This window comes from Hyphobacterium sp. CCMP332 (assembly GCF_014323565.1).
Classification (GTDB): Bacteria; Pseudomonadota; Alphaproteobacteria; order Caulobacterales; family Maricaulaceae; genus Hyphobacterium.
Genome location: NZ_CP058669.1, coordinates 1,357,239 through 1,370,627, shown reverse-complemented (window position 1 = coordinate 1,370,627; position 13,389 = coordinate 1,357,239). Strand labels below are relative to the sequence as shown.

Below are 13,389 nucleotides of genomic sequence, written 5' to 3'. Positions count from 1 at the left end.
GCCGATCAGGAATGGAACGCTATGAGCGATCGCGATACCCAATCCCCCCTCGGCGAGTATGACGAGGATGATGAAACATTCGACGCGCGCGAGGATTCGCGCCGCGGCCCGCTGCTGCTGACGACAGCCGCTGCGGTGTTTGTGCTGTTTATCGCCGTCGTGTGGAGCGCTTATCAGCAGGGCGTGCGTGACCGTGATGAGCCCTCGCGGATTGTGGCGGATTCGACGCCTTATCGCGAGCGCCCAGCGGATCCGGGCGGAACGGAAACGCCTGATCTCGATATAGAGGCCTATGAGCGCATCTCCGGTGATACGTCAGGCGATGGTGGAACGACACCGCGCGCTGGCCCGGAAGAGCCGGTGGAAGATAGCGGCCGTCCGGCGCTGCGCCTCGAGGAAACGACCCCGGATCAGACTGTATCGGATACCTCCGGCAACAATTCGACTGAAACGGACGTTGCTGCAAATACATCGCCGCCCCAGCGTACAGAGCCGGAAAGAACGGTCGAGCCTGCCGAAACGCCGGTGTCAACGCCGCCGCCCCCTGCGGCTCAACCTGCCGAAGAGACGCCGGCGGCGATGGCGGTTCCTGCCCCGACCTCCAGCGGCAACTGGGTGGTGCAGATCGGCTCTTTCCGGACCGAGGATGAAGCGGAAAGTGCATGGGTGAACTTCATTACCGGTTATTCCGACATTTCTGCCGGGGCCTCGCCGGATATCCAGTCTGCTGAAATCGAGGGCCGCGGTACCTATCATCGCCTGCGGATCGCGGCCTTTGCCGGGCGTGATGAAGCCTCTGCCTTCTGTGCGGCCTTGCAGGCGCGCGGGCAGGATTGCTACGCCACACGCAGATGAGTGCGCGCGCCGCAATCTTCGGCCTGAAGGGCCCGACTCTCCGCGACAGTGAAATCGCCTTTTTCCGCGAGTCCGATCCTTGGGGTTTCATCCTCTTTGCCCGCAATGTGGAGAGCCCCAAACAACTCGCCCGCCTGTGTGTCTCGCTACGCGATGTGGTGGGCCGGGAAGCGCCGGTTTTCATCGATCAGGAAGGCGGGCGGGTTCAGCGCCTGCGGGCGCCGCAATGGCGGGATGCGCCGCCTGCTGAGATTTTTGGCCAGCTTTATGCCGACAATGCCGAGGCCGCGAAAGAAGCCGTCTGGCTGAATCATCGCCTGATCGCGCATGAATTGCGCTCAAGCGGCATTGATGCGGATTGTGCGCCGTGTCTCGATCTGGCGATTGACGGCGCCGATGCCGTGATTGGTGACCGGGCCTATGGCTCGGATGTCGATGTGATTGCGGCGCTGGGTCAGTCGGCCATGGATGGCTTGATGGCCGGCGGCGTGGCGCCGGTGATCAAGCATGTGCCGGGACATGGCCGCGCCGATGCAGACAGCCATTTTCACCTGCCACGCGTGAAAGAACCTCTGGACCTCCTGATCGAGACTGATTTTGCGCCCTTTGCGGCGCTGAAACACGCTCCGATGGGGATGACAGCGCATATCGTCTACGACGCGCTGGATGACAGTGCGCCGGCGACCATGTCGGAAACCGCCATCGGCTATATCCGGAACGAGATCGACTTTGACGGCCTGTTGATGACAGACGATTTGTCGATGAAGGCGCTGTCAGGCTCCTTCGCAGAACGCACCAGGCGTTCCATCGCTGCTGATTGCGATATTGTCCTGCATTGCAACGGTGATCGTCACGAGATGGAGGCGATTGCGGATGCCGCGCCGCTACTGGCGGACAAGGCGCTGGCGCGCGCGGCTAAAGCGGAGGCCGCCCGCGAAGAGCGGGAAAAATTCGATGTTCAGTCCGGCCTGATCAAGCTGGAGTCGCTTCTGGCCGGGGTGAGGACATGAGCGAGGAGTTCGAGGAAGATCTGCCGTTTGAAGCCGCCGAAGACGCCGATCATGAGGCGTTGATCGTCGATCTTGATGGTTATGAGGGTCCGCTACATCTCTTGCTGGCGCTGGCCCGGAAGAAGAAAATCGACCTCACCAGGCTCTCCATTCTCGAACTGGCCGAGCAATATCTGGCCTTTGTACATGCAGCCGGAAAACGCCTTGATCTTGCCGCGGAATATCTCGTCATGGCGAGTTGGCTGGCCTATCTCAAATCGCGCCTGCTTTTGCCCAAACCAAGCAAGGATGACGAGGAAATCGCGCCGGAACAGATGGCAGCGGCTCTGGCATTCCGGCTTCGCCGTCTCGATGCGATGCGCGCGGCCGGCGGCGCCGTCTTTGCCGGCAAGCTGTACAAGCGCGATATTTTTCCCCGCGGCATGCCGGAGGGGGTGCGCACGCTACGCGCCTCGAAATATGAAGCCAGCCTCTATGACCTTTTGAGCGCCTATGCCAAACGCCGGCAGGCTTCCATCCGCACGAACTACCGGCCGGAATTGCCGAAAGTCTATGCGCTGGATGCCGCGCGAACGCGGCTGGAGCGCATTCTGCCGGAGATCAGGCACTGGAAGACGCTGGACAGTCTGTTGCCGACCGATATGGAGCTCGGCCAGAATGCGCCGCCGCGCCGCTCTGTGCTGGCGAGCTCGACATTGGCAGCGCTGGAAGTGACCAAGGATGGTCATGCGGAATTGCGTCAGGCGAAAGCCTATGATCCCATTGAGGTCAGAGGCAAGGAGGACGCGCCCAAGACATGACGGACAAGCCCGATCCCATTAATGAAGCGATTGAAAAGCTTCGCGAGCGCGCGTCTCGTCAGGGGCAGGCCGAGACCGGCAGCCATGAAAAGGGCCCGCGTCTGGCGGTAAATGCCGAGCAGGACCGATTGCGCCGTATGGAGGCCTTGCTGTTTGCCGCCGTTGAGCCGCTGGATATCGAGACCCTGCAGACCCGATTGCCGGCCGAGAGCGATGTCGAGGCTTTGTTGGCGAAGCTGCAGGAAGATTATGCCGAGCGGGGTGTTCAACTGACAGAGGTCGGGGGGCGCTGGCGCTTTGAAACCGCGCCGGATTTGCGCGGCCTGCTGGAAGAGATTCGCGAAGAGCCGCGCAAACTGTCGGATGCCGGGCTCGAAACGCTGGCCATCATTGCCTATCATCAGCCGGTCACACGGGCCGAGATCGAGGAAATTCGCGGTGTGGCGGTGTCCAAGGGAACGCTGGATCTTCTGTTCGAGCTCAGCTGGATCCGGCCGCGCGGCCGTCGGCGTACGCCGGGGCGTCCGGTGACCTATGGCACGACAAATGGATTCCTGCAGTATTTCGGTCTCGCCTCTATTGCCGATTTGCCGGGGCAGGCGGATTTGAAAGCTGCCGGGCTTCTGGATGCGCGCCTGCCGCCCGGTTTTGAAATTCCCGATCCCGGCCTGTCCGAAGGCCTGGAGGGCGAAGACCCGCTGGACCCGGAAGAGGATGCGCATCTCTTCCATGTCGATTTCATGGACGAGGATGACAGCGAAACGTAATTTCCTGACCATGCAAATGGACGCGGGCGGATCGCTCGTCTAATCCTGTCTGAGAATTATTCCCGCGGGAGGAAAATATGGCACCGGGCATCTGGCAAATTCTGATTATCGTCGTTCTTATCGCCTTGCTCTTTGGCGCGGGACGTATTTCGGGTCTGATGGGTGAAGTCGCCAAAGGCATCACCAGCTTCCGCAAGGGCCTGAAAGAAGGCGAGGACGGCACCGACAAGGACGAGGGCGGTAATGCCTCGATCAGCGAGAATGCTGCGTCGGAGGAAACGACCACGGCCTCTCGCGAGGACGAAAAGACGCGGAACTAGGGCCCGGACATGAATCCCGGCATTGGCGCTCCCGAACTTATAGTCCTGGCGGTTCTGGCCCTGATCGTGGTCGGACCCAAAGACCTGCCGATGCTGTTTCGGCGGGTTGGCCGTTTTGTGGGGCAGGCGCGGCAGATGGCCCGCGATTTCCAGCGCAGCTTTGATGATATGGGCCGCGAGGCCGAGATGTCCGAGCTTCGCCGCGAAATCGAAGCCCTGAAGTCCGGCAACCCGGTTGCGAAAGCCAAACGCGAGCTGGATGATGTCCAGCGCGACCTAGCCTCTCTGGAACACGAGACAATCGTCGAGCGCAAATATGCGGCGGCGGAAAAACAGCATAACACAATCGACAAGAAACAGCCTGATGGGGTCGCGCCGGCGGAGCCGTCGCAGCCGACGGTCGAGCCCTACACCAAACCCAAGCGTAAGGCGGCCAAGCCGACGGTTGAGGAATGAACGAGAAAATCGGTACCGATATCGAGGATGAAGTCGAAGCCAGCCGTGCGCCGTTGATGGAGCATCTGGTTGAATTGCGGATGCGGCTGATCCGTCTGGTGATCGCGTTGATCATCGGTTTCGGGATTTGCTTTGCCTTTGCCGAGCCGATCTACAATTTCCTACTGGTGCCGTTCGAGGACGCCGCGGCCCGCGTACGCGACGGGGATTTATCGCTTGAGCTGATCTTTACGGCACCGCTCGAATTTTTCTTCGTAAAGGTCAAACTGGCCCTGTTCGGGGCGCTGGTCCTCGCTTTCCCCTGGCTGGCCTATGAAATTTTCGCCTTTGTTTCGCCGGGCCTGTACAAGAATGAGCGCGGCGCTTTTGCGCCTTTTCTGCTCGGCGCGCCGGCGCTGTTCGTGGCGGGCATGTCCTTTGTCTACTATTTCGTCCTGCCCTTCGTGATGCGCTTTGCGCTGAGTCAGGAGCAGATAGGCGGCGAGAATTCGGTCTCGATCCAGCTTCTGACGCGGGTGTCGGACTATCTCAACCTGGTGACGACCCTGATTCTGGCCTTTGGCCTCAGCTTTCAGTTGCCTGTGCTGCTGATGCTGCTCGGGGGCGCCGGCATTGTCAGCTCCAGGCAATTGATGGGATCGTGGAAGATCGCACTATTGGGCATATTCGTGTTTGCAGCCTTTGTGACGCCGCCGGATCCGATCAGCCAGCTTATTCTCGGTTCGGTTCTTATGGCCCTCTATGGCATTTCGATTGCCGGTGTCCGGATGGTCGAGAAGCGCCCCAAACCGGCCGGGGCCGACGCCGAATCCTGATCCGGTCATTGCCAGCCGCAGGACGGCTCGCTATCACCCGCGCTGAAACAGAGATTCAGGTCCAGCCATGCACGATATCCGTTTGATCCGCGACAATCCCGAAGCCTTTGATCAGGGTCTGGCAAAGCGATTCCTGGAACCGCAGTCGGATGAAATCCTGCGTCTGGACCGGAAGCGCCGCGAGGCCGTGGGCCGCCAGCAGGAAGCCGAGACCGAACGCAATGCGCTGTCGAAGCAGATCGGCCAGGCGAAGGCCAAGGGCGATGAAGGCGAGTTCAACCGCCTGCGCGCCGAAGTCGATCGCCTGAAATCGGTTCTGGAGGACTCCGGTGCTGACGCCGCGAAATTCGAAGAGGCGCTGAACCAGCATCTCGCCGGCCTGCCGAATATTCCGATGGACGACGTTCCGGTTGGCAAGGACGAGGCCGACAATGAAGAGGTGCGCGGATGGGGCACGCCGAAAGAATTCGGCTTCACGCCAAGGGATCACGTTGATCTGGGCGAGGGGCTGGGTCAGCTCGATTTTGAACGCGCCGCCGCCATGTCCGGCGCGCGCTTTGCCGTTCTGCAGGGTGGTCTGGCGCGGCTGGAGCGGGCGCTGGCGCAATTCATGCTGGATTTGCACACTTCAGAGCATGGTTTCACCGAGGTGAGTCCGCCCTATCTGGTACGCGATGAGGCGATGTTCGGCACGGGGCAATTACCTAAATTCGCCGATGATTCCTTCCATACCGACAATGGTTACTGGCTCATTCCAACCTCGGAAGTGCCGCTGACCAATTTGTTCCGTGAAACCATTCACAAAGAGGCGGATTTTCCGGCGCGTTTGACTGCATTTACACCCTGTTTCCGGTCCGAGGCCGGTTCGGCGGGCAGGGATACGCGTGGCCTGATCCGCATGCACCAGTTCCAGAAGGTGGAGATGGTGTGTGTGACCCGGCCCGAGGACTCCGAGGAGGAGCTGGACCGCATGACGAATTGCGCCGAGGAAATTCTGCGCCGTCTGGAATTGCCCTACCGGGTGATGCTGCTGTCCTCCGGCGATATGGGGTTCGGCGCGCGCAAGACCTATGATCTGGAAGTCTGGCTGCCGAGCCAGGTTACGTATCGCGAGATATCCTCCTGCTCCAATTGCGGAGACTTCCAGGCGCGCCGCATGAATGCGCGCTTCCGTCGTGAGGGTGAGAAAAAGCCGGAATTCCTGCACACGCTGAATGGGTCTGGCGTCGCCGTGGGCCGCGCCATGCTGGCGGTGATGGAAAATCACCAGAATGAAGATGGCTCGATCACCATCCCGGACGTGCTGCGCCCCTATATGGGTGGGCTCGAGGTTTTGAGCGCATGAAAAACCCCCGAATTCTACTGACCAATGATGATGGCATTCGTGCGCGCGGACTGAAATCGCTGCAAAAGATCGCGGCGGAATTGTCCGACGATGTCTGGATTGCTGCGCCTGCCGAGGAGCAGTCCGGGGCCGGGCGGTCCCTGACTCTGCATGACCCGCTGCGCGTGCGCAAAATCGACGACAAATCCTTCGCGATTTCGGGCACGCCGACGGATGCGGTCCTGATGGGCGTGCAGGACCTGATCACGGACAAGAAGCCCGATCTGGTGCTGTCGGGGGTCAATCGCGGCGGCAATGTTGCCGAAGATGTGACGTTTTCGGGGACGGTCGCCGGCGCCATGCAGGGTATGCAACTGGGCATCCCCTCGATCGCGCTGAGCCAGGTCTATTCCTTCCTGCCCAATGCCGAGCCGCGCTGGGAGGTTTGCGAGACCTTCGGAGCGCCAATCATCCGCCGTCTTCTGGAAGAGGGCTGGGCGGAGGATGTGCTGATCAATATCAACTTCCCGGATCGCGACCCGTCAGAGGTGAAGGAAGTGGAGGTCACCAAGCAGGGACGCCGCGATCAGGCGATTGTGCACGCTGACAAGCGCACCGATCCGCGCGGTGTGGATTATTACTGGATCGGCTTCAGGGGCGCACCGCAGAGCCCGCCGGAAGGCGATGATCTGCACGCTGTCATGGGCGGGCGTATCTCGGTCACGCCCTTGCATGTCGATCTCACGCATATGGAAACCCACCATCGCCTGAAGGGGCTTCTGGGTGGGGCGCCGCCACGCAAATGACCGGCGTCGAGCCCCGCGTCATCCAGCTTGTGATGAGCTTGCGCGGGTCCGGCGTGACGGACCGCCATGTTCTGGGCGCCATCGAGCGAACGCCGCGCAACATCTTCGTGCCGGAACGGTTCCAGGACCATGCCTTCGACGACCGGGCCCTGCCGATTGATTGCGGTCAGACGATCAGCCAGCCGCTGATTGTCGGGCTGATGACCCAGCTTCTGAAGGTGGATGATCGCTGCAAGGTGCTGGAGATCGGGACGGGGTCGGGATATCAGGCGGCCATCCTGTCGCGCCTGTCGCGGCGGGTTTATACGATCGAGCGATACCGGACCCTGGCTAAGGAAGCCGAGGCCCGGTTTGCCAGCTTGCGCCTGACCAATATCACCACGCGTATCGGTGACGGGACAAAGGGCTGGCCGGAGCAGGCACCGTTCGACCGGATTATCGTGACCGCCGGAGCACCGATTCGGCCGGATACGCTGCTTTCGCAGTTGAAGCCGGGCGGAATTGCCGTGGTCCCCGTGAATAATGACAGTGGAACACAGACACTCATTCGCTACACCCGAACCGAAACCGGCGAGCTTGATGAGGACGCCATCATGGATGTCCGCTTTGTCCCGCTGGTGGATGGTGAAACAAAAACGCTCTGATTCGCGAACAGGGCTAACGGCTGATTAACGCCTCTTGGGCTTACTGTAGCCGGTTTACCAGAGTGAAAATTGCACCGTGTTATTCGTTCGTCTGATCCTATCTATATGGCTGGTGGCCTTTGTGGCCGCCTGTGCGACGCCGTCGCCGCGGGATCCTGCGCAGATTGATTACCGGCGCGCGAATACCAGTGGCCCGTCGCCGTCCGTCCTGAATTCGGCCCCGCGCTGCGATCCGGGTGCCCGCTATACGGTCCGGTCCGGCGACACGCTGTCGGAAATTGCCGAGGATTGTGGCGTCTCGACGTCGGACCTGGCGAATGCCAACGGGCTGTATCCGCCGTATGAATTGCTCGCCGGTCAGGAGCTGACATTTCCGCGCCCGTCCTCGCACACCGTGCGGCGCGGCGAGAATCTCTACCGGATCGGATTGCGCTATAATATCAACTATCTGGACCTTGCCTCCCACAATGGCATCGGCGCGCCCTATGCCATCGAGGTCGGCCAGGAAATCCGTATTCCAAACGGGCGCGTGCGCACGGTCTCGCTTGAGCCACCGCCGGTCCGGACTGACCGGCCCCGTACCAATGTAACCCGCGAAACACCGGTCACGGTAGAAAGTGCAGATCCGCCCCCGCGCCGCGACCCACCCGCGCGCACCGAGCCGCCGGCGAGCGCGGGGCCGGTGACATTCCAGTGGCCCATTCGCGGGGACATCATCTCGACATTCGGTCCCAAACCCGATGGCCGCCGCAATGACGGTATCAATATCGCGGCCAATGAAGGCGATAGTGTGCGGGCCGCGGCGGGCGGAACGGTGGTGTATGCGGGCGGTGAATTGCAGGGCTATGGCGAGCTGGTCCTGATCCGCCATGATGGGGGCTGGGTGACCGCCTATGCGCACAACTCCCGCCTTCTTGTGGCCGAGGGCGACCGGGTGGACCAGGGGCAATTGATCGCTGAAGCCGGGTCGACCGGATCGGTTGATACGTCTCAGGTGCATTTCGAGATCCGCCGCGGCGTGACTCCGGAAGACCCGATGGGGCATCTGCAGGGAAGTTAACCGCCAACCCTTGTTGCATGGCACGCGCGTCCCGATATATTCCCGCGACCTTTCAATAACCGGCACGCCACAGGGGCTTCTTCATGTTCGACGCTATTTCCATCGCATCCACCGCAGGCGCATCCGGCGGGGTGGCAGGGGCCTTTATCCAGTTCGCACCGCTTCTGCTGATCTTCGTTGTCTTCTATTTCCTGCTGATCCGTCCGCAACAGCAACGGATGAAGGCGCATCGCGAGATGGTCGCGGCGCTGTCCAAGGGCGATGAAGTTGTTACTGCTGGCGGCATCGTCGGCAAGGTGGCCAAGGTCGATGACGCCGAGCTGCAAGTGGAAATCGCGACCGGCGTGAAGGTGCGTGTCATGCGCGCTACGGTCTCCGAAGTCCGCTCCCGCACCCAGCCGAAGCCGGCAAATGACACCAAGTCGGACAAAAAGCCGGCCAATAAAACCATTTCGGAGTAGGAGCTTATGCTCTATTTCGCCAATTGGAAAATCGGGCTGATTGCGGCTGTTTCCTTGCTGGGCATCTGGTTTGCCCTGCCGAATTTCTCACCGGTGCCAGGACAGACCGTCAATCTCGGTCTTGATCTTCAAGGCGGCTCGCACCTGGTTTTCGAGGTCGATCTTCCGGGCGTCCGCTCTGAACGTCTGGATGGATTGTCGCAGGAAGCCAATGTGCTTTTCCGGCAGCAACCGACCATTCCGACGGCCGCCAATGCGGTGATCGGCGAGGAAGTCGTCATCCGCGTCGCCCGTGCCGAAGATATGGACGAGGCCTATAACCGGCTTCAAAGCCTGTCCCGGCCGATTGGCGATGGCAGCATGGGCCTGACGGGTGCGGCGTCGCGAACCGTGGCGTTCAGCCGCGATAATGCGGAACGCACGATTCGCATGTCGCTGACCGATGCGGCTCTCGTCGACATTCGCGACCGTACGATTGCCCAGTCCATCGAAGTAATCCGCCGCCGGATTGATGCCTCCGGCACAACCGAACCGACCATTGCCCGTCAGGGGGATGAGCGCATTCTGGTTCAGGTGCCGGGCGAGAGCAATCCGCAACGCATTATCGAGCTCGTCGGCACGACAGCGCGCATGACCTTTCACCTGGTCCGCGCCGATGTGCCCGTGGGCGCTGATGGTCAGGGCCGGACGCCTCCCGGGGTGATGATCCTCCAGCAGGATAACTTGTCCGAACCATATATTGCCGTTGAGCGCCGGGCGATGGTGTCGGGTGAAAACCTGACCTATGCCGGATCGACGTTCCAGGAAGGCCGCCCGGTCGTTGAATTCCGGTTTGACACCACTGGCGCGGCGGCATTCGGGCGTGTCACGGCGCAGAATGTCGGTCGCCGCTTTGCCGTTGTGCTGGATGATGTGGTGATTTCATCGCCGGTGATTCTGGGACCGATTCTGGGTGGCTCTGGTGTGATCCAGGGTAATTTTACCTTCGAGAGTGCCTATGACCTCGCCGTGCTGCTGCAGGCGGGCGCTTTGCCGGCCGAACTCACGGTGGTGGAACAGCGCTCGGTTGGTCCGGGTCTCGGGCAGGACTCGATTGATTCCGGCACCATCGCCGTCGTGATCGGTTTCATTGGCGTGATGGTTTTCATGTTGGTGGCCTATTCGCTGTTCGGTGTGTTTTCCAATCTCGCCCTGTTGCTCAATGTGACGCTCATACTGGGCGCGCTCTCCGGTTTGCAGGCGACGCTCACTTTGCCAGGGATTGCGGGCATCATTCTGACGATCGGCATGGCGGTGGATGCAAATGTGCTGATTTACGAGCGCATACGCGAAGAATCGCGAAACGGACGATCTCCGGCCAATGCGATCGAGAAGGGGTATTCCGAAGCGCTGTCGGCGATTCTTGATGCCAATATCACCACGCTGATCGCGGCGGGCGTGCTCTATATGCTCGGCGCTGGCCCTGTGCGCGGTTTTGCCGTGACACTCGGTATCGGCATCATCACCTCTGTTTTCACCGCTTTCGTCTTCTCCCGCTTGCTGATTGCGATGTGGGTGAAGGGGCTGAAGCCCAAGAAACTCCCGATTTAGGAGCCGGCCCATGTCCCTCGCACTCATCAATTATTTCCCGGACGCAACGTCTATTCCCTTCATCAAGGCGCGCTTTGCGGCCTTCGGCTTTTCAGCCCTGATGATTGTGGCATCCATCGCGGCTTTCCTGTCGATGGGCCTTAATTTCGGTATTGATTTCACCGGCGGTGTGACGCTCGAAGTGCGTACTGAAGAAGAGATTGACGCCAGCCGCATTGATGAAATGCGCGGCGTGCTGAACAATCTCGGGCTCGGTGCCATCGAACTGCAGGGCCTCTCGGAATTGACCGAAGGTTCGGAATGCTACGGCAATCATTGCGCCTTGATCCGGGTGCAGCCGCAGGAAGGCGAAGGCCTGGAAGCCGAGCAGGCCCAGCAAGCCGCCAATCTGGCGGTGCAGGCCGCGCTGAGCGAGCTTTATCCGACGATTGAATATCGCTCCGTCCAGGTGCTGGGCCCGAAAGTCTCCGGCGAGCTGGTCGAGGCGGGCATCATGTCCATCGTCGTCGCTCTGGTGCTGATGCTGGCCTACATCTGGTTCCGGTTTGAATGGCAATATTCCGTCGGAGCCGTGCTGGCTCTGGTGCATGACGTGATCATCACGATCGGCATGTTCTCGGTGACGCAGCTCGAGTTCAACCTTTCCACTATCGCCGCCATTCTGACGATTGTGGGGTATTCGATGAATGATACCGTCGTCGTCTATGACCGGATCCGCGAAAAAATTCGCAAGTTCAAGAAAAAGGATCTGGACGAGGTTCTCAACCTGGCGATCAACAAGACGCTGTCGCGCACGATCCTCACATCCCTCACAACCCTTGTGGCCCTGTTCTCGCTCTGGCTACTGGGCGGTGCCGCCTTGCAGGGCTTTGCCTTCGCGATGATCTTCGGCATCGTGATCGGGACGTATTCGTCGATTTTCGTGGCGGCCCCGTTGCTATTGGTGACAAAGGTCAAGCGCGATAGCGCTGAAGCCTGATTTCGCTTTTTGCGCGAGCCTGATATGGTCCTCCCCGACATGTGAATCGGGGAGGATTCCAATATGGCTTCAATACTGACAAATCTGCGTACAACTATTCATATTTCGCTGGCACTGGCCGTGATTTTCCTGGTCGGCTACGCCTTCGCATACGACAGCATCGGTTTTGGTGCAGCCTTCTGGATGGCGGCAGCGCGCTGGAGCCATGTGGTGGCCGGCGTCATGTGGATTGGCCTGCTGTGGTATTTCAATTTCGTCCAGATCCCGACAATGCCGGAAATTCCGGACGAGATGAAACCGGCCATCGGCAAGCATATTGCGCCCAAAGCCCTGTTCTGGTTCCGCTGGGGTGCGGCGTTCACCGTGCTAACCGGATTGATCGTGATCGGCCTTCGCCAGTATTCCGGCTCATACGGATTTCATGACGTGCTGGCGTTCGGGCTGCTTTCTGACACCTATTCGGCTCAATACTCATTCCTGGGCATTGGCATCTGGATGGCGCTGATCATGGCCTTTAATGTCTGGTTCGTGATCTGGCCCAACCAGAAAATCGCGTTGGGGATGGTCGAGGCCGAGGCCGACGCCAAACCGAAAGCTGCGCGGACGGCCATGCTGTTCTCGCGGACCAATACGCTCTTGTCCCTGCCGATGCTGGTGGCAATGGCCGGCGCCCAGACCCTGTTTGGCTGAGGCGCAAAAAGAGATGCCCCGGAAATAAACCGGGGCATGACGAAAATAGTCGCGTCATCGCCCGGCTTGTCCGGGCGATCTCGTTTCGGGGTTTGCTATTGGCCTGACGATTTCAGGTTGGACGCGGCAAATTCCCAATTCACCAGCTTGTCGAGGAAGGTGTCGATGTAATCGGGACGGCGGTTCTGGAAATCCAGATAATAGGCGTGTTCCCAGACATCCATGGTCAGAAGCGGCACGACGCCGTCTTCGGTGAGCGGGGTTTCGGCGTTCAGCGTCTTGCGCACGTCCAGCTTGCCGTCCTTGACCACCAGCCAGGCCCAGCCGGAGCCGAACTGGGTCGCGCCCGCATCTGCGAACGCTTTTTTGAAGGCGTCAAACGAGCCGAAATCGCGTTCGATGCGCTCACCCAGATCGCCTGACGGCGTGCCGCCGCCATCGGGTGCCATCGAGTTCCAGTAGAAAGTGTGGTTCCAAGTTTGCGCCGCATTGTTGAAGAGGCCTTGATCGCCATCAGCGGCGGCTTTGCGGATCAGATCTTCAAGTGACAGGTCCGCCTTGTCGTTGCCTTCGATCGCGGCATTCATCTTGCTGACATAGGCGGCATGGTGTTTGCCATGGTGAAAGCCGAGCGTCTCGGATGAAATGTGCGGCTCCAGCGCATCTTGTTCGTAAGGAAGGTCGGGGAGGGTGTGGGCCATATCATTATCCTTTGTGATGAACTTCCAAGACTTCGCGCGGTCAGCGCGTTAATTGTTCGACCCGCATATGGGCAATTGGTTCCGAATTTCCAGCAAGCTTAAGTGATTAAG

16 protein-coding genes are annotated in these 13,389 nt (G+C 60.1%); 15 read left to right on the top strand and 1 reads right to left on the bottom strand.

Going from position 1 to position 13,389, the window contains the following annotated elements; genetic code table 11:
• Nucleotides 1–21 precede the first annotated feature (21 nt).
• From HXX25_RS07000 to HXX25_RS06930, 15 genes are all read left to right on the top strand, one after another.
• On the top strand, nucleotides 22–855 hold the full coding sequence (locus HXX25_RS07000; RefSeq protein WP_187165237.1) for an SPOR domain-containing protein: 834 nt from the start codon (nucleotides 22–24) through the stop codon (nucleotides 853–855).
• On the top strand, nucleotides 852–1,865 hold the full coding sequence (gene nagZ / locus HXX25_RS06995; RefSeq protein ID WP_187165236.1) for a beta-N-acetylhexosaminidase: 1,014 nt from the start codon (nucleotides 852–854) through the stop codon (nucleotides 1,863–1,865). The genes HXX25_RS07000 and nagZ overlap by 4 nt, the downstream gene beginning before the upstream one ends.
• A complete protein-coding gene (locus HXX25_RS06990; RefSeq protein WP_187165235.1) occupies nucleotides 1,862–2,665 on the top strand; it encodes a ScpA family protein in 804 nt (267 codons plus the stop codon). Before nagZ ends, HXX25_RS06990 begins: the two co-directional genes overlap by 4 nt.
• Nucleotides 2,662–3,432: an SMC-Scp complex subunit ScpB gene (scpB, locus tag HXX25_RS06985; RefSeq protein ID WP_187165234.1), complete on the top strand. Its 771-nt coding sequence runs from the start codon at nucleotides 2,662–2,664 to the stop codon at nucleotides 3,430–3,432. Before HXX25_RS06990 ends, scpB begins: the two co-directional genes overlap by 4 nt.
• 77 nt (nucleotides 3,433–3,509) lie before the next feature.
• A complete protein-coding gene (locus HXX25_RS06980) occupies nucleotides 3,510–3,752 on the top strand; it encodes a twin-arginine translocase TatA/TatE family subunit (RefSeq protein WP_187165233.1) in 243 nt (80 codons plus the stop codon).
• 9 nt (nucleotides 3,753–3,761) lie between these two features.
• Nucleotides 3,762–4,208 carry a Sec-independent protein translocase protein TatB gene (gene tatB / locus HXX25_RS06975; protein ID WP_187165232.1) on the top strand — a complete coding sequence of 149 codons (447 nt, stop codon included), beginning with the start codon at nucleotides 3,762–3,764 and terminating at the stop codon, nucleotides 4,206–4,208.
• Nucleotides 4,205–5,023 (top strand): twin-arginine translocase subunit TatC, encoded by an 819-nt coding sequence (gene tatC / locus HXX25_RS06970; protein WP_187165231.1) that lies wholly within the window; start codon nucleotides 4,205–4,207, stop codon nucleotides 5,021–5,023. The genes tatB and tatC overlap by 4 nt, the downstream gene beginning before the upstream one ends.
• A 67-nt stretch (nucleotides 5,024–5,090) precedes the next feature.
• On the top strand, nucleotides 5,091–6,368 hold the full coding sequence (gene serS, locus HXX25_RS06965) for a serine--tRNA ligase (protein ID WP_187165230.1): 1,278 nt from the start codon (nucleotides 5,091–5,093) through the stop codon (nucleotides 6,366–6,368).
• A complete protein-coding gene (gene surE / locus HXX25_RS06960) occupies nucleotides 6,365–7,153 on the top strand; it encodes a 5'/3'-nucleotidase SurE (RefSeq protein ID WP_187165229.1) in 789 nt (262 codons plus the stop codon). Before serS ends, surE begins: the two co-directional genes overlap by 4 nt.
• Nucleotides 7,150–7,797, top strand: coding sequence for a protein-L-isoaspartate(D-aspartate) O-methyltransferase (locus tag HXX25_RS06955; RefSeq protein ID WP_187165228.1), 648 nt, complete (start codon nucleotides 7,150–7,152; stop codon nucleotides 7,795–7,797). The genes surE and HXX25_RS06955 overlap by 4 nt, the downstream gene beginning before the upstream one ends.
• 76 nt (nucleotides 7,798–7,873) lie before the next feature.
• Nucleotides 7,874–8,857: a M23 family metallopeptidase gene (locus tag HXX25_RS06950; RefSeq protein WP_187165227.1), complete on the top strand. Its 984-nt coding sequence runs from the start codon at nucleotides 7,874–7,876 to the stop codon at nucleotides 8,855–8,857.
• Nucleotides 8,858–8,940: 83 nt separating this feature from the next.
• Nucleotides 8,941–9,318, top strand: coding sequence for a preprotein translocase subunit YajC (gene yajC / locus HXX25_RS06945; protein WP_187165226.1), 378 nt, complete (start codon nucleotides 8,941–8,943; stop codon nucleotides 9,316–9,318).
• Nucleotides 9,319–9,324: 6 nt separating this feature from the next.
• The gene (gene secD, locus HXX25_RS06940) at nucleotides 9,325–10,908 is read left to right on the top strand and encodes a protein translocase subunit SecD (RefSeq protein ID WP_187165225.1); all 1,584 of its coding nucleotides are present in this window, start codon (nucleotides 9,325–9,327) and stop codon (nucleotides 10,906–10,908) included.
• Nucleotides 10,909–10,918: 10 nt separating this feature from the next.
• Nucleotides 10,919–11,887 (top strand): protein translocase subunit SecF, encoded by a 969-nt coding sequence (gene secF / locus HXX25_RS06935; protein WP_187165224.1) that lies wholly within the window; start codon nucleotides 10,919–10,921, stop codon nucleotides 11,885–11,887.
• A 63-nt stretch (nucleotides 11,888–11,950) separates the two neighbouring features.
• Nucleotides 11,951–12,577: a urate hydroxylase PuuD gene (locus HXX25_RS06930; protein ID WP_187165223.1), complete on the top strand. Its 627-nt coding sequence runs from the start codon at nucleotides 11,951–11,953 to the stop codon at nucleotides 12,575–12,577.
• 95 nt (nucleotides 12,578–12,672) lie between these two features.
• Here the strand turns inward: HXX25_RS06930 and HXX25_RS06925 are convergent, their stop codons facing one another.
• Nucleotides 12,673–13,278: a superoxide dismutase gene (locus tag HXX25_RS06925; RefSeq protein WP_187165222.1), complete on the bottom strand. Its 606-nt coding sequence runs from the start codon at nucleotides 13,276–13,278 to the stop codon at nucleotides 12,673–12,675.
• Nucleotides 13,279–13,389: the final 111 nt, after the last annotated feature.